This is a genomic window from Acinetobacter sp. FB, from assembly GCF_056033405.1.
This window is the reverse complement of record NZ_CM148502.1, coordinates 2,034,307-2,051,434: the sequence shown is the minus strand read 5'-3', so window position 1 is coordinate 2,051,434 and position 17,128 is coordinate 2,034,307. Positions and strand designations below refer to the sequence as shown.

27 protein-coding genes are annotated in these 17,128 nt (G+C 37.2%); 19 read left to right on the top strand and 8 right to left on the bottom strand.

What is annotated here, in order from left to right; genetic code table 11:
• Window positions 1-163 precede the first annotated feature (163 nt).
• On the top strand, window positions 164-634 hold the full coding sequence (locus AC0JIQ_RS09710; RefSeq protein ID WP_004661600.1) for an Lrp/AsnC family transcriptional regulator: 471 nt from the start codon (window positions 164-166) through the stop codon (window positions 632-634).
• Between the two features lie 43 nt (window positions 635-677).
• Here AC0JIQ_RS09710 and AC0JIQ_RS09705 read toward each other — a convergent pair whose 3' ends face one another.
• The 8 genes from AC0JIQ_RS09705 to AC0JIQ_RS09670 all read right to left on the bottom strand — a co-directional run bounded on the left by AC0JIQ_RS09705 (window position 678) and on the right by AC0JIQ_RS09670 (window position 6,895).
• Entirely contained in the window at window positions 678-1,427 is a 750-nt protein-coding gene (locus tag AC0JIQ_RS09705) for a YebC/PmpR family DNA-binding transcriptional regulator (RefSeq protein WP_004661603.1), read from the bottom strand.
• A gap of 142 nt (window positions 1,428-1,569) precedes the next feature.
• On the bottom strand, window positions 1,570-2,127 hold the full coding sequence (locus AC0JIQ_RS09700; protein WP_474201524.1) for a 1-acyl-sn-glycerol-3-phosphate acyltransferase: 558 nt from the start codon (window positions 2,125-2,127) through the stop codon (window positions 1,570-1,572).
• A 536-nt stretch (window positions 2,128-2,663) separates the two neighbouring features.
• Window positions 2,664-2,930: a DNA-binding protein gene (locus AC0JIQ_RS09695; protein ID WP_004661607.1), complete on the bottom strand. Its 267-nt coding sequence runs from the start codon at window positions 2,928-2,930 to the stop codon at window positions 2,664-2,666.
• 139 nt (window positions 2,931-3,069) lie between these two features.
• The gene (locus tag AC0JIQ_RS09690; RefSeq protein ID WP_474201523.1) at window positions 3,070-4,440 is read right to left on the bottom strand and encodes a hypothetical protein; all 1,371 of its coding nucleotides are present in this window, start codon (window positions 4,438-4,440) and stop codon (window positions 3,070-3,072) included.
• Window positions 4,441-4,451: 11 nt separating this feature from the next.
• Window positions 4,452-5,183 (bottom strand): ERF family protein, encoded by a 732-nt coding sequence (locus AC0JIQ_RS09685; protein WP_249571692.1) that lies wholly within the window; start codon window positions 5,181-5,183, stop codon window positions 4,452-4,454.
• Between the two features lie 11 nt (window positions 5,184-5,194).
• On the bottom strand, window positions 5,195-5,512 hold the full coding sequence (locus tag AC0JIQ_RS09680; protein WP_474201522.1) for a hypothetical protein: 318 nt from the start codon (window positions 5,510-5,512) through the stop codon (window positions 5,195-5,197).
• Complete coding sequence (locus AC0JIQ_RS09675) at window positions 5,509-5,970, bottom strand: hypothetical protein (protein ID WP_474201521.1); 462 nt, start codon at window positions 5,968-5,970, stop codon at window positions 5,509-5,511. The genes AC0JIQ_RS09680 and AC0JIQ_RS09675 overlap by 4 nt, the downstream gene beginning before the upstream one ends.
• 199 nt (window positions 5,971-6,169) lie before the next feature.
• The gene (locus AC0JIQ_RS09670) at window positions 6,170-6,895 is read right to left on the bottom strand and encodes an XRE family transcriptional regulator (RefSeq protein ID WP_474201520.1); all 726 of its coding nucleotides are present in this window, start codon (window positions 6,893-6,895) and stop codon (window positions 6,170-6,172) included.
• Between the two features lie 100 nt (window positions 6,896-6,995).
• Between AC0JIQ_RS09670 and AC0JIQ_RS09665 the strand changes: the two genes are divergently transcribed.
• The 18 genes from AC0JIQ_RS09665 (at window position 6,996) to terL (ending at window position 17,124) form a co-directional block, all read left to right on the top strand.
• Window positions 6,996-7,199 (top strand): Cro/CI family transcriptional regulator, encoded by a 204-nt coding sequence (locus AC0JIQ_RS09665; protein ID WP_474201519.1) that lies wholly within the window; start codon window positions 6,996-6,998, stop codon window positions 7,197-7,199.
• A 41-nt stretch (window positions 7,200-7,240) separates the two neighbouring features.
• On the top strand, window positions 7,241-7,738 hold the full coding sequence (locus tag AC0JIQ_RS09660; RefSeq protein WP_474201518.1) for a phage regulatory CII family protein: 498 nt from the start codon (window positions 7,241-7,243) through the stop codon (window positions 7,736-7,738).
• A 49-nt stretch (window positions 7,739-7,787) separates the two neighbouring features.
• Complete coding sequence (locus tag AC0JIQ_RS09655; RefSeq protein WP_474201517.1) at window positions 7,788-8,129, top strand: hypothetical protein; 342 nt, start codon at window positions 7,788-7,790, stop codon at window positions 8,127-8,129.
• Entirely contained in the window at window positions 8,126-8,422 is a 297-nt protein-coding gene (locus tag AC0JIQ_RS09650) for a hypothetical protein (RefSeq protein ID WP_474201516.1), read from the top strand. Before AC0JIQ_RS09655 ends, AC0JIQ_RS09650 begins: the two co-directional genes overlap by 4 nt.
• On the top strand, window positions 8,419-9,363 hold the full coding sequence (locus AC0JIQ_RS09645) for a helix-turn-helix domain-containing protein (RefSeq protein WP_474201515.1): 945 nt from the start codon (window positions 8,419-8,421) through the stop codon (window positions 9,361-9,363). Before AC0JIQ_RS09650 ends, AC0JIQ_RS09645 begins: the two co-directional genes overlap by 4 nt.
• Window positions 9,360-9,581: a hypothetical protein gene (locus AC0JIQ_RS09640; protein WP_474201514.1), complete on the top strand. Its 222-nt coding sequence runs from the start codon at window positions 9,360-9,362 to the stop codon at window positions 9,579-9,581. Before AC0JIQ_RS09645 ends, AC0JIQ_RS09640 begins: the two co-directional genes overlap by 4 nt.
• Window positions 9,578-9,868 carry a hypothetical protein gene (locus tag AC0JIQ_RS09635; RefSeq protein ID WP_474201513.1) on the top strand — a complete coding sequence of 97 codons (291 nt, stop codon included), beginning with the start codon at window positions 9,578-9,580 and terminating at the stop codon, window positions 9,866-9,868. The genes AC0JIQ_RS09640 and AC0JIQ_RS09635 overlap by 4 nt, the downstream gene beginning before the upstream one ends.
• On the top strand, window positions 9,865-10,554 hold the full coding sequence (locus AC0JIQ_RS09630) for an adenylosuccinate synthase (protein ID WP_474201512.1): 690 nt from the start codon (window positions 9,865-9,867) through the stop codon (window positions 10,552-10,554). The genes AC0JIQ_RS09635 and AC0JIQ_RS09630 overlap by 4 nt, the downstream gene beginning before the upstream one ends.
• The gene (locus AC0JIQ_RS09625; RefSeq protein ID WP_474201511.1) at window positions 10,551-10,760 is read left to right on the top strand and encodes a hypothetical protein; all 210 of its coding nucleotides are present in this window, start codon (window positions 10,551-10,553) and stop codon (window positions 10,758-10,760) included. Before AC0JIQ_RS09630 ends, AC0JIQ_RS09625 begins: the two co-directional genes overlap by 4 nt.
• Window positions 10,757-11,170, top strand: a complete 414-nt coding sequence (locus AC0JIQ_RS09620) for a DUF1064 domain-containing protein (RefSeq protein ID WP_474201510.1) — start codon at window positions 10,757-10,759, stop codon at window positions 11,168-11,170. Before AC0JIQ_RS09625 ends, AC0JIQ_RS09620 begins: the two co-directional genes overlap by 4 nt.
• Before the next feature lie 3 nt (window positions 11,171-11,173).
• On the top strand, window positions 11,174-11,650 hold the full coding sequence (locus AC0JIQ_RS09615) for a hypothetical protein (RefSeq protein WP_474201509.1): 477 nt from the start codon (window positions 11,174-11,176) through the stop codon (window positions 11,648-11,650).
• 80 nt (window positions 11,651-11,730) lie between these two features.
• Entirely contained in the window at window positions 11,731-12,486 is a 756-nt protein-coding gene (locus AC0JIQ_RS09610) for a hypothetical protein (protein ID WP_474201508.1), read from the top strand.
• A 341-nt stretch (window positions 12,487-12,827) separates the two neighbouring features.
• On the top strand, window positions 12,828-13,034 hold the full coding sequence (locus tag AC0JIQ_RS09605) for an acyl-CoA thioesterase (protein ID WP_474201507.1): 207 nt from the start codon (window positions 12,828-12,830) through the stop codon (window positions 13,032-13,034).
• Between the two features lie 442 nt (window positions 13,035-13,476).
• Window positions 13,477-13,656: an ABC transporter ATP-binding protein gene (locus AC0JIQ_RS09600; RefSeq protein ID WP_474203247.1), complete on the top strand. Its 180-nt coding sequence runs from the start codon at window positions 13,477-13,479 to the stop codon at window positions 13,654-13,656.
• Between the two features lie 109 nt (window positions 13,657-13,765).
• The gene (locus AC0JIQ_RS09595) at window positions 13,766-14,404 is read left to right on the top strand and encodes a DUF6988 family protein (protein WP_474201506.1); all 639 of its coding nucleotides are present in this window, start codon (window positions 13,766-13,768) and stop codon (window positions 14,402-14,404) included.
• Between the two features lie 40 nt (window positions 14,405-14,444).
• The gene (locus AC0JIQ_RS09590) at window positions 14,445-15,089 is read left to right on the top strand and encodes a putative metallopeptidase (RefSeq protein WP_474201505.1); all 645 of its coding nucleotides are present in this window, start codon (window positions 14,445-14,447) and stop codon (window positions 15,087-15,089) included.
• Window positions 15,090-15,137: 48 nt separating this feature from the next.
• The gene (locus tag AC0JIQ_RS09585; protein ID WP_474201504.1) at window positions 15,138-15,620 is read left to right on the top strand and encodes a DUF2280 domain-containing protein; all 483 of its coding nucleotides are present in this window, start codon (window positions 15,138-15,140) and stop codon (window positions 15,618-15,620) included.
• The gene (gene terL, locus AC0JIQ_RS09580; protein ID WP_474201503.1) at window positions 15,598-17,124 is read left to right on the top strand and encodes a phage terminase large subunit; all 1,527 of its coding nucleotides are present in this window, start codon (window positions 15,598-15,600) and stop codon (window positions 17,122-17,124) included. Before AC0JIQ_RS09585 ends, terL begins: the two co-directional genes overlap by 23 nt.
• Window positions 17,125-17,128: the final 4 nt, after the last annotated feature.

The window sequence follows — 17,128 nt, the reverse complement described above, 5'->3', positions numbered from 1 at the left end:
TGTTTCGGCTTTGAGACAAAGATAAACCAAAAGTTTATCGGAATCATGTTTGCGTTATCCATGCAGCATCGTCAAAAGTTAAACGAATGTTTTCCCTTGACCCTTAAAAATTACTGAGTGAGCAGTTCCGATAACAACGTAGACGAAGAGTGAGAACTGTAGAATGGAATTGGATCGTTTTGATAAGCAAATACTTGAGATTTTGACCCATGAAGATGTCAATCTGAATGAATTATCAGAGCGTATTAATCTCTCAGTGAGTTCGGTGCATCGACGCATTAAAAACCTGATTGAATCCCAAGTGATGGGACAGCTCAAACGAGAAATTAATTTTAATAAACTCGGCTTTAGCTTACATATTCTTTTACAGGTTTCCTTGAGTAAACATGACAGTGAAACCTTTGATAAATTTCTACAAGAAATTGAAGATATTCCAGAAGTCACCAATGCCTTTTTAGTCACGGGGCAGAGCGCCGATTTTATTTTGGAATTGGTGGCACGTAATATGGATGACTATAGTGAAATTCTATTACGCCGTATTGGTAAAATTGACAGCGTCGTTGCACTACATTCTAGTTTCGTGATCAAAGAATACAACGTATTTAACTGCTATAAACTATTAAATAAGTTATAAAAAATGCATCTAAAAAGATGCATTTTTTACTGATTTGAATGAATTAAGCATCAAGTTGCGTTAATACATCTTCAGAGAATTCAACGTTGGTATAAACGTTTTGAACATCATCAAGATCTTCGAGCATATCAATCATTTTCATGATTTGTTTAGCTTGATCAATATCATTGATTTCAGCTTTAGTCGATGGGCTCATCACAACTTCAGCATTGTCAGATTTTAAACCTGCTGCTGTAAGTGCATCTTGAACATCACCAAAGCTTTCTGGGCTGGTGATTACCAAGATACTATCTTCATCGATCTCGATATCATCAGCACCCGCTTCTAAAGCGACTTCCATGATTTTGTCTTCTAAAGAAACATCTTCAAAAGAAATTTCGCCACGTTTTGTGAACAGGTAAGCCACCGAACCGTTGGTTCCCAAGTTACCATTGGTTTTAGAAAAACAATGGCGAACATCTGGAACAGTACGGTTTAAGTTGTCTGTCATGGTTTCAACGATAACCGCAACACCACCCACACCATAACCTTCATAGGTTACTTCTTTTAAATCATCGTTATCATCACCGCCAGCACCACGCTGAATTGCACGATTAATCGTATCTCGTGTCATATTCACTGAAAGTGCTTTTTCAACAACAGCACGTAAACGAGGGTTACTCGCCGCATCTGGGCCGCCCAATCTAGAAGCGGTTACGATTTCACGGATATATTTGGTAAAAACTTTACCGCGACTTGCATCTTGTTTAGCTTTACGATGCTTAATATTGGCCCATTTAGAATGACCCGCCATGGAAGTAACTCCAAAAAATTAAAACTCAAAAAAGTGCGTGAATATTAGCATAGCGATAGTTTTCTTGAAAACTGCCATAGTACATATTCAAAATTTAAAATTTTGATTAAGCATCAAAAAATGATCAGATGGTTCACACGATTTAGTTAATTTTTACATCAATATCATATTCGGCATATAGTGCTTTGATTTTTTCTAAATCTTGTTGCAGATCAGTAGGGTAAATTTTACCTAAAATGCCGCCTTGTTTGGTTCGAGCATTTGCATACATTAAGATGATGGGTACGTTGGCTGCTTTTGCAATATGCCAAAAACCAGTGCGAATTGGTTTTCGCGCTTCACCATCTTTTGCTCGTGTCGCTTCAGGGGCTATAACCAAATTAAAATTATCATTTTGATTAAATAGATCAACCATTTGCGTCACGATATCTTTATTGGCTTTTCGGTCGACTGGAATACCACCTAAACGTTCTAAGATTGGTTTTAGAGGGCCTTTGAATAATTCTTTTTTGATTAAGGTATGAATTTTGAGTTCTAAAATTTCAAATAAAGCGAGGGAGAGAATCGTATCTAAGTTGGAGGTATGCTCGAATCCAATAATAACTTGTTTTTTTTCTAGAAGTTTTGGATCAACATTGTATTGCCAACCTGTTGCTTTAAAAATAGATTTTCCTAAAAATTTTTTCATGGTTATCATCATAGGCTTTAAGTCGCAGCAGTGTAATACGAGTTTTCAGGAAAATACATATCCTAAAACACCAGATGAAAAAATTGGATGTCTTATTAATGATCAAAATAGTGCAATATGATCTTTACTCAAGCTGGGAAGATCAGATAGAATCAGCGCAGTTTATGATTTTTAACATTATTTTCGTAATTTGATAAAATCATCTGCTGGTAATTTAAGTTAAATTTAACTAAGATCAAGCAGCATTAATTAATCATATACAAAATATGATTTAAGTTTAGGGCCTATAGCTCAGTTGGTTAGAGCAGCGGACTCATAATTAAAAAATCTAATAAAATTTATAGCAACATCTCACTACTTTTTGCAACAAAATCCACTCTTAAATCACTGTTTTAATTCAACTATTATCCTTATTTACTACTTTTCGCAACATTTAACAATCTATTGCAATCTTTCTAAAGTCTACTCTGAGTCTACTTTTTGGGTCTACTCATGGTCTACTCGGAAAGTCTATTTATGATATAAATTTAAAGGGGTATAAAACCCCTTTACGCCGTATGTTTAAGCTTATTCTTGTTAATGTAATCAATTACATCTGCTTTCAAGTAATAGATGATCTTTCGTCCATTGGGTTTGAAAAAGGGGATGCCACCACCGTTGGTCCTCTTGTTCTGCAACCAAGATAAAGATAGACCTAGCACAATCGCAACCGTCTCAGGCGGAAATTGAGCTGAATCATTAGCTGCCCAAAAGCGGTTTGATTCGGCTGTTTTTTCTTCTGGCGACATACGATCTAATTTAGTTAAGCGTGACATCATTTTCTCCAAATCGATTCTTTAAACTTGGCATTGGCCACCAGATCTGTCACTTCCGACTCATTCACGTTGTCATATATATGAGTCATGTTGCCCCCGAACACTTCAAGCGTTCGGGTAATGGTTGAGTATTTGAATTTCATGATGCATGACCTCCATCATTTGCAGCGCTTTCTAGTTGCAATCGGCGGGATGTGATTAAGCGCATCATATCTGGTTGAATAATCGGATCTAAAGTCGATACATCAATTTCCAAAGAATCCAACGTGGTTAGATCAGTTGCGTTTTGGATCTGAACTGAAATTGATGGATTCTCTTTAGCATGTGGATTTTGGAAATGTTGTAAGCGGCGACTAATAGCACGTAGTAATGGTTCACGTTGTTCTTTTGTCCATGACAATGTTTGGCTTACCAGTGAATTAGCTTCTTCAGGTGTTTTGGTGGTTTCCAAATCTTTTAGTAGCTTTTGGAATTGTTCATTCCACGCTGCAGTCTCTTTTTTCACTTGATCAAAGTAATGGCCATTTTCATTTTTTTGCTGTGTCGCTTCATCAACCTTTTGAGCTTGGGCGACAGCTGCAGCAGCTATATTGTCAAATGAAACATGAGATTGTTCTTTTTCAAATAAAGCACTTTTTAGATTGATACGCGTTGCCAGTTCTGCACTTTCAACTTCTGTTAAGTCGCCGTTAGAATTAATACGAGTGCGAATCGCTTTAATTTCATCTGCAGAAACAGCGGCATTAATCTCATCTACAAAAGCATCACATAAAACTGATAGTTCAGGATCTGGTGTATCGACTTGGTTTTGGTTAAGCAATTCATCTGCAGCAATTTCCGCATTAGCTTTTTCTTGTGCTAACTGGACTAGCTTGTCATTTTTAGCTTTATCAATCGCATCAAGTTGAATTTGATTAAATCCGTTCTTCTCTAAACCAAAGCACGTTGTATTTACTTCTTCAGCCGTTACACAAGTAGCAATTGCATCAATGATTAGATCCTTGTTGTGTTCAATTTGAGGATCTAAATCAATTTTAACTTCGGGCTCTTTTTTCCGTTTTGGTTTACTTGGTTCTTTACCAAGTCGAACAATAGATAAATCACTGTTAAGCTCATGGCCAAGTGCTTTAGAGATAGCCTTTAATTGAAGCTTGGCATTTACGGCATCTCGCTGAACAAAACCGCTATTAATTGATTCAACAAGTGCACTTGTTTTGAAGTTCACGACATAGATAGAAGGGGAATATGTACAGATTACAAAAACATCTTGCCCATCTTGATATTCATCAATCGAAATAGGCTTAGTAAAAGTAATGCCAGCTAATTCAATTGTTTCTATTTTTATGCAAAACTCATAGTAAGGTTGGTAAAAAACAGTTGCTGGCACTTGGTCAAGCGTCATGAACTCCTTATCACCAGGTAAAGTTCCATTACCTGCATATCGACAAAGAACATTTTTACCTAGTTGGATTGCTGCAAAAGCTTCTTGTGCGTTTAAGATATTATTCATGTTCTTAACCTTTAATGATGCATATTGTTGTTTTGGCCATTGTTAGGATTGCCATTCGACCAACCCATTTGATCTGCTCGAGCACGGCAGGCATTCTCAATTCCAGTTGAAAAGGTTGAGCCTTTAAATGTGGCGATAGCTTTATCTAAAGTTGCTGGTTTATTTGCATTGCGAATAGATACCAAAGCACTTTGATAACGATCTGCGAGGGTTTTTGTTGCGGCCTGTTTTTGTTGAGTATTGCCACGCTGATTGTTTTGAGCGTTTGACTGCTGTTGGTTTTGCGCATTATTAGATTGCTGATTATTTGCAGATTGAGATCCAGCCTGTTGTTGATAGGCATCGGTATCAGCATCTTGGCTATCATCAATAAGGAATAGGCCATTAAGTGCATATTTCCGTGCATATGAACTTGAAGATCCAAAAGTTTGCGCAACATCCATGCCTTTCTTATTAATGTCTACGCCAGCATGTGCAGTAACAATAGTTTGTTTACCAGTTGCATCAGTGAATACAGCTTTAGCAGTTAGAACAACTACAGATCCTATTTCATGCACTTCGTCAGTAAGAACAAGGGTAGCGTTATATTGGAGCAAAAATGGTTTTACACCTTCAAGAATGTCTTCAAGGCTGCGGTAATGGAAATTACCGAATTTATTGAATTTGCTTTTTGGTGCCTTTAATTCCTGTTGAATTGTGCGCAATACATCTAATTCAACAGAATTTGTTTGTTGTTGTGACATGACAGATCCCCTTAATTAGATTTCGCGTTGTGGTATGCAATACGTTGATTTCTGCTGTACGGCGTGCGTTGAAAGCAGTCTTTCGCATACATTACTTTGCGTTCTGCTTTACGTTGCTTATCAACCTCTTGCTTTAAATTGCGAAGAATCCAAGGTTTAGCTGTCAAATATTCAGGATCTACAGATGTACCGCCGTTCTCTGATTCAAGACGAATGTCTGTAAGCTTGTAATTGGTTGAAAAGGTTTGTGGTCCAAGGCGAACGTGATAACGTCCCTGGTCATCGCGTGTGATAAATTCGCGGAAAGGGGTAGTGTATTGAGTGCTCATGAGTTCACCTCAACCATCTTATTTTTTTCGATGTGAGCTGTGATTACAGAAATCATATTTCTGATGTCATCAGAGTTCGTGAAATCGTTGTAAAAGCCGCCGTTTGATTTTAGAACCCGATCTACAGCCAAGTTTGTGATCAGTACAGCTTTGGTATCGCTACCCAACTGGCCGTTGTAATCTGGCTCTAATTCAAAATCAAAACTTGTGAAAACGTGATAGCCATTTAAATTAACAATCGCTTCACCAGTGGTATCAGACGTGATTTCTACTGACATCACGCCGTACATAGCATTGGTGTTTGCAAAGGTGTACACAGGTGCAGGTTGGATTGGCTTTGTCACAAGTGCATAAGCACCTGTCAAACCACCTAAAGTGAATGCAGAAACTACAGAGCCAACAAGAAAAGACTTTCCTATGGTGTAGCTGCGGTTGTGATTTAAAACGTTTTGTTCCATAATGACCTCATGTGTTGGTAAGAAGCCCTGATCGCCGTGGTAAGTTGTCAGGGCTTTTTGCTGTTCATGAGAAAATAGTAAGCTAACTTACTTATATGGTCAAGCGGTTTTGGTAATTTAAATTACCTTTTGTAATTTTACTTACTTATATTTAGCCAAAACAAAACCCGCCGAAGCGGGTTATGAATATTGATTAATATTATGGTCGAACAAGTGCTGACTCTAACCTACCAACAAAACTTAGTTCATTAAGCTGGTCTTTGGAAATAATCTCATCTGGAAACTTGTTTTTATCTGGATTATCACTTTGTAAGCGAACAGTTTTTTCATTTCCGTAACTTATAAAAATTCTTTTCATTCTAAGAAATCCATTGTGCAAAAACACATATACATCACCATTAATAATGGTCGAAGTATCCACAGGTGATATATCAACAAATAGTGGACTATCTGGTGCAACTGTTGGCCACATACTATATTCAGCAGAATAGATAATTCTTAGATTGTTAGGGTTAGCTTTAATTCCAAGTAACTTTAAGATATTTGGATCAATATCAAGGTAGTCAGAAATATCTTCTAAAAAATTTGTAACACCGTTGCCACATGCGGCTTTAACATCTTTATGCACTGGAATCCTTACAGTATTTTTATTTTCATATGCTGTTTTAAATTTAAGAGGTGATAAGTAGACTTCATCTTTATTAGCATTATTAGAATTATCTTTTGAATCTCCATTTAAAATCCAAGAAGGGGAAACATCTAAAGCACTAGCAAGTAACATTAAGCTTTCATGTTTTGGAACATTTTCATCCTTTTCCCAATAAATAACAGATGTTTTAGATACGCCAACTTTATCAGCCAATTGTTGCTGAGTTAGTTTTTTGTCTTTTCTTAATTGCTTGAGACGTATTCCAAGAGTTTCCATTAAAAAAACACCAATTTGATATGTAAGTTATCTTACCAATTGACAAGGTAAGTTTTGTGTTATTTAATTAGGTAAGTTAAATTACCTTTTGGAAAGTTAAATGACTAAATCCGAGGCTCTAAACCTTCTTCAGTGCAATATAACTCAGCTAGCTAAAAATTTAGGAATTTCACATAACGCCATTAGTCAGTGGGATGACTTAAAAATCCCTTTAGCACGTGAATATCAAATCCGAGATTTAGCGGCAGGAAAAATCCCATTACAACACACGCAATGCTCAAACATAGAACAAATATCTAATTAATTCAGTTTCCTGTAAACGTGAATAAAAACAAGGATTCACATATGAGTGAAATAACACTTAGCAAAGAGGCAAAAATTGCACTCAATGCAATGATCAACCAATCAGGTGATATAGAGCCTAAAGAAATTGCTCAGGTTCTTGGTGTATCGCATAAGACCGTTCTCAACTACGCCAACCCAAATATGGACCAGCATTTACCGAGCTTAAAAGCGGTTGAAGCGATTATGGCCTATACGGGTAATACAGCTTTAATCAAAGCTTGGGCACATAAGTTTGGTTTTATTTGCATACCTGCGAAGCAAAATGACAACGAACATCAGATGTCGGTGCTTGAGTGTCTTTTGGGTATGAATATCAGCAATGGGCAAATGAACCAGTCAATCCATAATATCATGTCGGACGGCGTTGTAACTCCAGAAGAGTTGAACGATGCGGATCTGATCTTAGAAGAACTTGAAAGCAAAATTAAATCTATTCGAGCTGCTCTGAACAAAGAATGCAGCAAATATTTATCAGGTCTACAAACGAAAAAAGCTTGATCTGCGAAATCAAACTTTTTGTGTTCATACATCGGAGAGATCTAAGAACATGACAAATATATCAAAACCAAAACAGCAGAACAACAGTGATTTTGTAGACGGTGATTCAGTTGTTTTTATTGATGAATCTAAACCAGATCATTTAATGACAGTAACCCAAGTTCAAAAAAATGGCGTGTTGCTCAATGGTAATAATAGCTTTGCATTGAATCATTTGATTCGTCGCGCAACTGTTGCAGAGTTTATAAATCAACGCCGTATGCCAGCACTAATCACTTTTGGTGACGATAAGTACATTGAAAACAACATTTCTTCAAAGTGCAAAACAATTTCGAATGATGTGCAGATCCATTTGAGTAAAGCATTTGCAGCTCAGAAGGAGGTTTCATGAATACATCTAATCTTCCTGAGTTTAAGCAAACTCAAATAATTCAATCTTGGCACGATCCAGCACTCCAAACTCTAAGCGATTTCTTAGAAATTCGTAAGGCTAATTTGCGCAAGATTAATCGTGATGAAGCGAATGCGGCTGTAACCCGCGATGAGCTAATCGAAGCTTTAAGTCGAGATCATCGTATCAGTTATCAAGATGCCGGAATGATTATTTCAAGCTTACATCGCTGTGAAAAAATCATCATGTTTGGACGGTTTATTCAAATGAATGAACAGGGTGGTGAGGAATGAGTTTAGACGCAACAGTCTGGGCTTGGAAAAAGCAATTCACACAGGTGAAAGGTGGACCATCCCCAGCATTAAAAAAATTAGTTTTACTTTCGATGGCTGATCGGGCAGATGAGCAGCATTGCTGTTATCCGAGTACAAGACGATTAGCTGAAGATTGCCAAATTAACAAAAAGACGCTTTTTAAGATTTTAGAAGAACTGGTTTCAGACGGTGTAATCTTTGATACGGGTGAAAGAAAAGGTAGAACCAAGCAAATAATTGTGTACCGATTAATTGGTGTACAAGGTCGTGAACAAACAGTACCAACATTGGAACACTTAGATGACGAAAGCCTTGGTACGCAAGGCTTAAATTATGAAACAGTACCAATATTGGAACAGTACCAACATTTCCATGAAAGAGTACCAACATTTCCAGTAAACAGTACCAATATTGGTACACGGAATCTATCAAAGAATCTATCAATAGAATCTAAAAATAAAAAACACTGGCTTTGTTCAAAAAAATTGAGAGAAGAAATTGCTCAAGCAAATCCAGAGATCGATGCAAATGAAATCATCTCAGCAAGTTGGTTCAATCGTGAATTTAGAGCATTCGAGAATTTTAATACAGGTAAAGATCTATGCGATGAACTCATGATTTACCACTTTGCAAACTGGTTACTCGAAGCCAAAGCAAAATTAGATCGTATGAATCGCTCTGTTCAACCAAGCAAGAAGCAGGAATCTAAATCAGCTAACAGCCTTACTGAGAAACAAATCAAATTTTTAGCGGCCAAGTTATCTCGTTTACCTGATTTCGGTAAATACGCCGTAGGCAACGAATCGCATGAGCAGCTCGCAGTACGTTTAGAAACCATGTTGAAAGACCCTAAAAATATTCAGAAATGGTCTGAGTATTTGACTGCTGTGGGCTTCGAACAAAAAGGGGCAGCTGCATGAATATCGTTCTCTCAAATTCGGATATTAGATTTTACCTGGTGTGGTTGGCAGATATTAAACGCCGTCCTCACTACGAACTTATCGTTGTTCGCCAAGTGATCAAGGCATTTCAGAATAACGGTGAACATCAACTTAAAACTGAAATTATGCATCTGGCGGATATGATCCGCCGCGCTTGTGAAAAGAACTTGCTGAGCAATGAGGGAGAAGCTCGATGAGTAAAGTTATAAAAATTAAGCCCATACGATTCGATGATACTTGGAATCACGAAGAAAAACGTTTGGCTGACGGTGTTGTTGAAGTTAGATCAACATTTCTTTATGACAATGCTGAGCATGGTCGTTCCTATTATGTGGTTCGTTGTGGTTTTTGCCAAGATACTTTCATAGCTTATAAGTGGTCACTAAGAGGTGGGGGTAAGCGTTGCCCAAGCTGTAAGGCTTTGATGGGTTCAACAGGGCAGACATTTCAATGGATTGCTTTAGTCAAGGAGCAAAGCCAATGACTGAATTAACGCATCGTCAGCTTTGTGAAATCGGAGCACGCTTTCTAAAAAGACCAGAATCAGCCAATGGTCATGGCTGTCACTTTACTGTGATTGAGGCTGCTTGCTACGGCGAAAATCCAGATGTATTTGGTGTGAGGCATGGTATTCACGGGCATGGCATAGGTACATTTTTGCTTGAGGCGAAAACGAGCCGTTCTGATTTTCTTGCTGATAGATCAAAACCTCATCGAATCAATCCTGAAATTGGTATGGGCAAATATAGATATTACATTTGCCCAACTGATTTGATTAAACCCCATGAATTGCCAGAAAAATGGGGCTTAATCTATGTAAGTCAGAAAGGCATATGCAAGGTAATTTCAGGTGTATTGTCAGCGCCAAAAGTCAAATATTACTGTCATTGGTCGAAGAAAAATAAGAGCCATTTCGACCATGGGAAAGTTGAAGAGAACTTAAAGACATTTGCATTTGATGAGCGAAATCTTCAAAACGAACTAAATCTATTAACCATGGCTTTGGCACGTTTAAGCGATCCAGAACAAATTCTCTATATGCAACGCAATTACACAAGATTGGAATCCCGTAATCATGAGCTTTCTATTGAGTTGAGTAAATTACAGCGTGAACAAAAGCTTAGAGGTTTTTACCAATCACGCGATAATTCAGGGGAGCAAAGCCAATGAGTTTTTGTGTTGGAGACCTTGTTCGACCTGATGGGGATGCATTTAAACAAGCCGGTTGGAATCCTCAAGGCGAGTTACGGATTTCATTTATTAGGGAAGGTAAAAGAACTGGGAAGTTAGTTGTTCAAGCTAGAGATGAGCGTGGATACAAGTACACAGGATTTGAAGATTGCTTCGTGAAAGTTGCGGAGAACAAAGCTAAATGACATCAATGAGCGTCGATCAGTACCGCCGTGAAATCTTAAAGCAAAGAAATAAGCCTAAGGCTAAAAAACGCAACAAGTTTAATGCGCAGAAAGTTGAAATGGACGGAATGACTTTTGACAGCAAAAAAGAGCACAAGCGGTACACCGAGCTTAAAGCAATGCAACAACGTGGCGAGATCTTTGGTTTACAGCATCACAAGAAATTTGAACTTGCACCAAAAACCAAGCTAGAGGGAGAGAAAAGGGCAAAGCCAGCATTGCGTTATTTTGCTGATTTCACTTACTACATCATCACAGGTGAATACATTGTCGAAGATGTGAAATCAGAAGCTACGAGAAAGAAAGACAGTTATCGAAACAAAAAGCACTTAATGAAAACGGTTCTAAATATTGATGTACGAGAGGTTTAATACATGAACTCAAAATTAACAATTATGCAAGAAACTGATTGGTCAAGATTTAGCACTGAAGATTGGTTTCGACAATTTGGGGCATGGATAAATGGGAATACTGAAAGAAAGCAGAAATTCTATAAAGCATACCCAAAAAAGAAATTGAGTAAAATGCAGCGTGAAGAAATGCTTGCAAAATATATTAATGATGAGGAATTCAAAGAACCGAGTTTCCATAAAGGGATTTCTTGCAGAATTAGTGATAATGAGGCGCGAGCATTTCAGAGAATAGTTTTAGATTTAAGACAGCATGAAAGTGATATTTTACAGGAATGGTTAGATGTGATTTGGTGTGTATGTGTAGACGATAAAAAGTTAAGACAAGCTGCAACATTGCTTGATACATCAACAATCCAAATACGTCAGGATATGAAATGTGGGTTGGCTTTTATTTCTGGGAGATACCCAAATTTAAAATCTGATCTTCTTAAAAAGTAATTGCTTGTGTACACAGCTTATGGCATATTTATGTTACATTGGAATTTTTATATTTAAAGCCAATATGGAAAGCTCGCATAATGCGAGTTTTTTTATATCAAGGGATTTATTTGGTGGATGACCTTATAACAGCTGCAGCCACAATACATGCAGCGCAAATACAAGCAAATTATGCATTATGGGCAGCATTAATTAGTTCAATAGTTGGAGCAGCGGGAATTGTTTTCGCAGCTTGGTTCGCTTGGCAAAGTGGGATAAAGCTTCAGCAACATAACAACATTATGTCTGCAAAAAGAGAGGTATATTTAGACTCTATTTCCAAATTTCAACAAGCATTAAATGATTTAAGACTTGTGATTCATATGCCTGAAAAATTTAATGAAATTTTTTTAAACAACAAGAAAGATTTTTTGATTTCAGTTAATAAAGTAAATTTAATTTGTGATAATAAAAATAAGCAGATTGTAGACTCTTTAGTTAAAGATTTTCATATTATGAGTGATGATTTGTATGATGTAATTGGGGACCTGTTAAAAATTAATGATAAATTAACTAAGACAGTTGAAAGTGTAAAATTAGCAAAAAATGAGCTTGAATATCATCAAGAAGTAGAGAATGCTGGTCCGAGAAAACTGCATATGGATAGTCATTTAAAAGGAAAGGAGTTATTTGCTAGAGTTGAAAGACTAAAAGACGAGAGAAAGAATTTTTATAGTGAGTATAAAGATAAATTTGAAACAACAAAAAATAAAATTTCACTGTATGAAAATGAATTGAATAAAAAATATATGTGTTTTAGCAATGCGCTTAGAGATGAATTGAGAATAGAAAACTAAAAATCCTTAAATAATTCATCATATTTATAAAAATAGAATTCAAAAATTCAATCGCTTTAGCAATTAAGTTTCCATCAGATTGATCGTGAAATAAACGTGATAATTATCAAAAAAATACGAAATAAAGTGATTGATTTAAGAGCTCAAGTTAAGTATTTTTTTACTAGGTTAGGTGGGTTTCTCCAACGCCTAACTAGGCTAACGACTGACACTCGGAAAGACGAGATGATGCAAAACGCTCACAGCAATGTGAGCGTTTCTAATGCCATGAAAATGTGACATGTAGGCAATATCAGGGCTCCTCAATTCAATAATTCAATCAAGTTGATTCTAATACCAACATGAAAAGATCACGTAAGACACCTGAATATTTACCTTCAAACTGGACAACTGAACAAGACTGCTTTTTGATTGAAAATAGCGAATTGCCAATTGAAGAGTTAAAGAAACGCCTTTCCTTTGATGAGGATACGATTCAAAGTCGAAAAGAGATACTTGGACTCAGTAGAAGACATAGACAAATGCGTAAATTTTTAAACACTCAATAATCGCTTTAATATCTAATTTTTGCGAAACAGATTAAAGTGCATGAAGACTTGTTGATATACCTAATATTAGCGAGTTTCTCTTTAGTAATACTTAATATCTACATTCTCTTTTTTAGATGTAAGTGTATGTTTTTTAAACTCCATTCCAAAATTATTTGATGATCGTTATGGCTAAAGCAAGTAAATCTTTGATAAAACCATACTTGAGAGAAAATGATCATCCCTTTGTTACTTTAACAACATTCATCAATTATGTTAGCAATAATAAAAATTGGTCTAAGGAAAAAATTCGATCAATTGTGAAAGAAGCCAAGTCTAAAGATAGGCATCATTTATATGTAACCTTAAAGTCTTATATAGACGAAGATTAGTCTATTAGAAATTTACATCTAAATAGATAGAATAAGCCACCTGCGAGGTGGCTTTCTTGTTTGGAAGCCCTATTCATAAAAACATTGATATTGAGATACGCAATACTGAACAAGAATTGAATCATTTGGGTAGTTGTACAACGAAAGGATTAACGAATAAAAAAATCGCTCAATTAGATGAGCGATTTTTTTTGGCTATCGAAAAATTGAAGTGGTTCAAAGGCCGCCGTGTGAGGATATATTTACATTGAATTGACTGAAAAGTTGAAAAATAATTTCAATATTTGTAGATTAAGTTAATATCAGAAAAATTGAGTTATTAGATTGGATCGAATTGAATTATTTGGGTCTTCGCTAAAAATGATATTTGAGTTAAAGCAAGAAATAATTGAAAGCGATGTTATTGATTGTGGGCCAAGATTAGAATTAGTTGAGCAATGTATTTATATTTCATTTGAACATGGAATTGGGGTTAATAATCTACTTGCAGCAGATTTACCAATTCAAGCCATGATTTTACTTAGATCACAGTTTGAGGCGGTAGTACGAGCATATTGGTTATTGTTTCTTGCAACTAATCACCAAGTTTCTAAATTGAATTTCTCTTATACATTTGAAGAGCAATTTCAGAGTGATACTTGTCCGATGGTGAGTGAAATGGTCGAGGCCTTAACGAAAGCTAATCTTGAACCGAAGGCTATTTTTGTTCTTTTTAAGGATTTTAAAAAGTACCATCTGAAACAGTTAAACTCATTTGTTCATACGGGGAAGCACTCATTTACTAGGGATCTGATGGGTTTTAATGAGGAACTGCTTTTAACTTTAATGAAGCAGTCAAATAATTTAATTACTATTGCTGCCCAAATTATGCTTAAGCATACAGTTCCAGATAAGCAAAAATTTATTCATTATCTAATTGAAAAATATAGACAGTGCTTTTACTTAGATGAAGATGTCGATTGGAAATTAAAAGAAAGAGTGGAAAGTTATTTTAAATAAAGTTGACCCACTTCGGTGGGTTTTTTAATGGGTGGATTTTATGAAAGAAGTCGGATTTGTTATTCAGCAACGCCCATATCCACCCGAATGGATATTTGCCCAAGAAACACCAAACTTCGCTCCAGCACCAGAACTATGGCGGTGGATAAAATCTATTTTTCTTAATCCCGAACATAAGCTATTCAACCCTGATCATGCACATTTAGGAGCCTTCTATTATCCTCAAATCGCTGTGATGTGGGCAAAAGGTGGATTTCAGAAACAAGGTCGCTTTGTCGTTGGCCAAGTTGAAAAGATCATGATCAATGCTGGGGGGTGGAAGAAAGAACGGCAGGAAGAACAGTTTTATCAATGGTTCAATGATCTGCCAGATTACCTAATCACAATTGATGCAACCTATGCACAGCAAGCCAATGATATTGATTTCTGTGCTTTGATCGAACATGAGCTTTATCACATCGCTCATAAGAAAGATGAATGGGGCATCCCATCCTATAATCGTGATACTGGTAAGCCCAAGTTGACGATACAAGGTCATGATGTTGAGGAGTTCACGGGCGTTGTTCGCCGTTATGGAGCAAATCAGGAAGTTCAAGAAATGGTTAATGCTGCAAATCAACGTCCAACGGTAGCAAAAGCTGATGTTTATCATGCTTGCGGAACTTGTTATTTAAGAGTGGTTTAGAATTTTTTTTGCCATTCTTCTTAGATGTACTTAGATGGAATGGTGGAAATGGCACGTATTACCAAGAAGGTGAAACTGTTCATCGTTAGGATGCTTGCTGAGTTTGAAACACCAACCCAAACATCCCGTTCAGTTAAAGAAGTTTTTAGTATTGATGTCACCCCACAACAATGTGAGGCCTATGATCCAACAAAAAGAATTGGCCAAGACCTAAGTCAGGAATTACGAGATAAATTCTTTGAATATCGCCGTATAGCAAACCAAGAACTTGAAGCTATTCCAATTGCCAACATGCGCTATCGACTTCAGCTTCTTCAGGGTTTAGTTGATAAATATCCAGACAATCCAGTTTTGATTCCGAAATGGGCAGAGCAAGCGGCAAAGGAAATGGGTGGGCTTTATACCAATACCAGTAAAACGCAATTAACAGGTGCAGATGGTCAGCCTTTAAACCCTGAGCAAGTTACTCATGTTGTAGCTACGCCTGAACAAATAAGGCAGGCAATGGATGAACTCGAAAGTAAATACTAGTCTGCTTGAAATGCAGTTAGAACGAGAACGCTGTGAGAAAGAGCACCTATTCTTTACACGGCGTTTTTTCTTACCACGCATGGGCTTTAAGTTTTCAGTCAATTGGCATCATGAATATATTGCAGACAAGATTGATCAAGTCATATCTGGAAAAGTTAAAAACCTAGTCATTAACGTTCCACCAGGTTCAGGGAAAACTGAATTACTGACTAATTTAATTGCACGTGGACTAGCACGAAATGCTCGATCACGGTTTTTGTATTTATCGTTTTCCCAGTCATTGGTTGAGGATGTATCTGCCACGGCGCGAAACATTGTCAAATCAGTAGATTTCCAAAGTCTGTGGCCAGTCAAAATATCAACCAGTACAGATGCTAAATCTAGTTGGAAAACTACCGTTGATGGTTACGATGCTGGGCATGTTTATTCTGCTTCAATGGGTGGGCAAGTCACAGGCCGCCGTGCAGGTACATTGGCAAATGAGGGCTTTACAGGCGCTATCATTCTGGATGACCCATTAAAGCCTGAGGATGCTTTTAGTAAATCGGCTCGTAAGAAAGCCAATCGTAAGATCCTGAACACGGTCAACTCACGTAAGGCGAAGTCGGACACACCAATTATTTTGATCATGCAGCGTTTGCACGTTGAAGATCCGACTAATTTTGTGATGACTGGAAACGTACCGGGTGATTGGGAACAGATCAGCATTCCCGCTTTGATCGATGATGACTACATCAATCAATTGCCAGAGCACATACAAGCTAAAGTTCCACGAGATGTAGAACGGGATCAGCACGGCCGTCAAAGCTATTGGCCACTAAAAGAATCACTTCAATCGTTACTGCAGTTAGAAAAAGGTGGTGAGGATAAGGATGGAGCGACTGTCTCACGTTATACATTTGCCAGTCAGTACATGCAGAACCCTAAAAAGCTAGGCGGTGATTTAGTTAAGTCTGAGTGGTTTGGGCGTTATTTAGAGTTACCGCTACTTAAATGGCGAGCAATCTTTGCTGATACGGCGCAAAAGATTAAAGAGCATAACGATTTCTCAGTTTTCTTATGTGCTGGGCTAGGGTACGACAACAAGCTTTATATCATCGATGTACATCGCGGTAAGTGGGAAGCACCTGAACTCATAAAAGAGGGTAAGAAGTTTATTAACAAACATAAGGCGGGTGATACCAAGATTGGGAATCTACGCTATATGGCAGTTGAGGATAAGGCCAGTGGTACAACCTTAATTCAAACCATTTCAAGAGAAACAACTATCCCTATTCGAGCAATCCAACGAGATACAGACAAACTCGTTAGGACCATGGATGTTGTTTTCTATGTAGAAGATGGTTTGGTGATGTTACCTGCTAAAGCGCCGTGGTTATTAAATTACATCGAAGAAATAGAAGGTCTAACAGCGGACATGACCCATGACCACGATGACCAATGGGACCCAACTATTGATGCGATCGAAAATATGGTTGTGAATCCTTACGACCTTTTAGATTAAGGAG

What these genes read in the sequence shown, in the direction of transcription:
- AC0JIQ_RS09585 (WP_474201504.1), top strand. Translation starts at nt 15,138, where the DNA reads ATGGCACGTATTACCAAGAAGGTGAAACTGTTCATCGTTAGGATGCTT.
- AC0JIQ_RS09595 (WP_474201506.1), top strand. Translation starts at nt 13,766, where the DNA reads ATGATATTTGAGTTAAAGCAAGAAATAATTGAAAGCGATGTTATTGAT.
- AC0JIQ_RS09635 (WP_474201513.1), top strand. Translation starts at nt 9,578, where the DNA reads ATGAGTAAAGTTATAAAAATTAAGCCCATACGATTCGATGATACTTGG.
- AC0JIQ_RS09630 (WP_474201512.1), top strand. Translation starts at nt 9,865, where the DNA reads ATGACTGAATTAACGCATCGTCAGCTTTGTGAAATCGGAGCACGCTTT.
- AC0JIQ_RS09685 (WP_249571692.1), bottom strand. Translation starts at nt 5,183, where the DNA reads ATGTCACAACAACAAACAAATTCTGTTGAATTAGATGTATTGCGCACA.
- terL (WP_474201503.1), top strand. Translation starts at nt 15,598, where the DNA reads ATGAACTCGAAAGTAAATACTAGTCTGCTTGAAATGCAGTTAGAACGA.
- AC0JIQ_RS09610 (WP_474201508.1), top strand. Translation starts at nt 11,731, where the DNA reads ATGCGAGTTTTTTTATATCAAGGGATTTATTTGGTGGATGACCTTATA.
- AC0JIQ_RS09695 (WP_004661607.1), bottom strand. Translation starts at nt 2,930, where the DNA reads ATGTCACGCTTAACTAAATTAGATCGTATGTCGCCAGAAGAAAAAACA.
- AC0JIQ_RS09700 (WP_474201524.1), bottom strand. Translation starts at nt 2,127, where the DNA reads ATGATGATAACCATGAAAAAATTTTTAGGAAAATCTATTTTTAAAGCA.
- AC0JIQ_RS09640 (WP_474201514.1), top strand. Translation starts at nt 9,360, where the DNA reads ATGAATATCGTTCTCTCAAATTCGGATATTAGATTTTACCTGGTGTGG.
- AC0JIQ_RS09660 (WP_474201518.1), top strand. Translation starts at nt 7,241, where the DNA reads ATGAGTGAAATAACACTTAGCAAAGAGGCAAAAATTGCACTCAATGCA.
- AC0JIQ_RS09705 (WP_004661603.1), bottom strand. Translation starts at nt 1,427, where the DNA reads ATGGCGGGTCATTCTAAATGGGCCAATATTAAGCATCGTAAAGCTAAA.
- AC0JIQ_RS09710 (WP_004661600.1), top strand. Translation starts at nt 164, where the DNA reads ATGGAATTGGATCGTTTTGATAAGCAAATACTTGAGATTTTGACCCAT.
- AC0JIQ_RS09690 (WP_474201523.1), bottom strand. Translation starts at nt 4,440, where the DNA reads ATGAATAATATCTTAAACGCACAAGAAGCTTTTGCAGCAATCCAACTA.
- AC0JIQ_RS09665 (WP_474201519.1), top strand. Translation starts at nt 6,996, where the DNA reads ATGACTAAATCCGAGGCTCTAAACCTTCTTCAGTGCAATATAACTCAG.
- AC0JIQ_RS09670 (WP_474201520.1), bottom strand. Translation starts at nt 6,895, where the DNA reads ATGGAAACTCTTGGAATACGTCTCAAGCAATTAAGAAAAGACAAAAAA.
- AC0JIQ_RS09615 (WP_474201509.1), top strand. Translation starts at nt 11,174, where the DNA reads ATGAACTCAAAATTAACAATTATGCAAGAAACTGATTGGTCAAGATTT.
- AC0JIQ_RS09655 (WP_474201517.1), top strand. Translation starts at nt 7,788, where the DNA reads ATGACAAATATATCAAAACCAAAACAGCAGAACAACAGTGATTTTGTA.
- AC0JIQ_RS09675 (WP_474201521.1), bottom strand. Translation starts at nt 5,970, where the DNA reads ATGGAACAAAACGTTTTAAATCACAACCGCAGCTACACCATAGGAAAG.
- AC0JIQ_RS09605 (WP_474201507.1), top strand. Translation starts at nt 12,828, where the DNA reads ATGAAAAGATCACGTAAGACACCTGAATATTTACCTTCAAACTGGACA.
- AC0JIQ_RS09645 (WP_474201515.1), top strand. Translation starts at nt 8,419, where the DNA reads ATGAGTTTAGACGCAACAGTCTGGGCTTGGAAAAAGCAATTCACACAG.
- AC0JIQ_RS09590 (WP_474201505.1), top strand. Translation starts at nt 14,445, where the DNA reads ATGAAAGAAGTCGGATTTGTTATTCAGCAACGCCCATATCCACCCGAA.
- AC0JIQ_RS09680 (WP_474201522.1), bottom strand. Translation starts at nt 5,512, where the DNA reads ATGAGCACTCAATACACTACCCCTTTCCGCGAATTTATCACACGCGAT.
- AC0JIQ_RS09620 (WP_474201510.1), top strand. Translation starts at nt 10,757, where the DNA reads ATGACATCAATGAGCGTCGATCAGTACCGCCGTGAAATCTTAAAGCAA.
- AC0JIQ_RS09650 (WP_474201516.1), top strand. Translation starts at nt 8,126, where the DNA reads ATGAATACATCTAATCTTCCTGAGTTTAAGCAAACTCAAATAATTCAA.
- AC0JIQ_RS09625 (WP_474201511.1), top strand. Translation starts at nt 10,551, where the DNA reads ATGAGTTTTTGTGTTGGAGACCTTGTTCGACCTGATGGGGATGCATTT.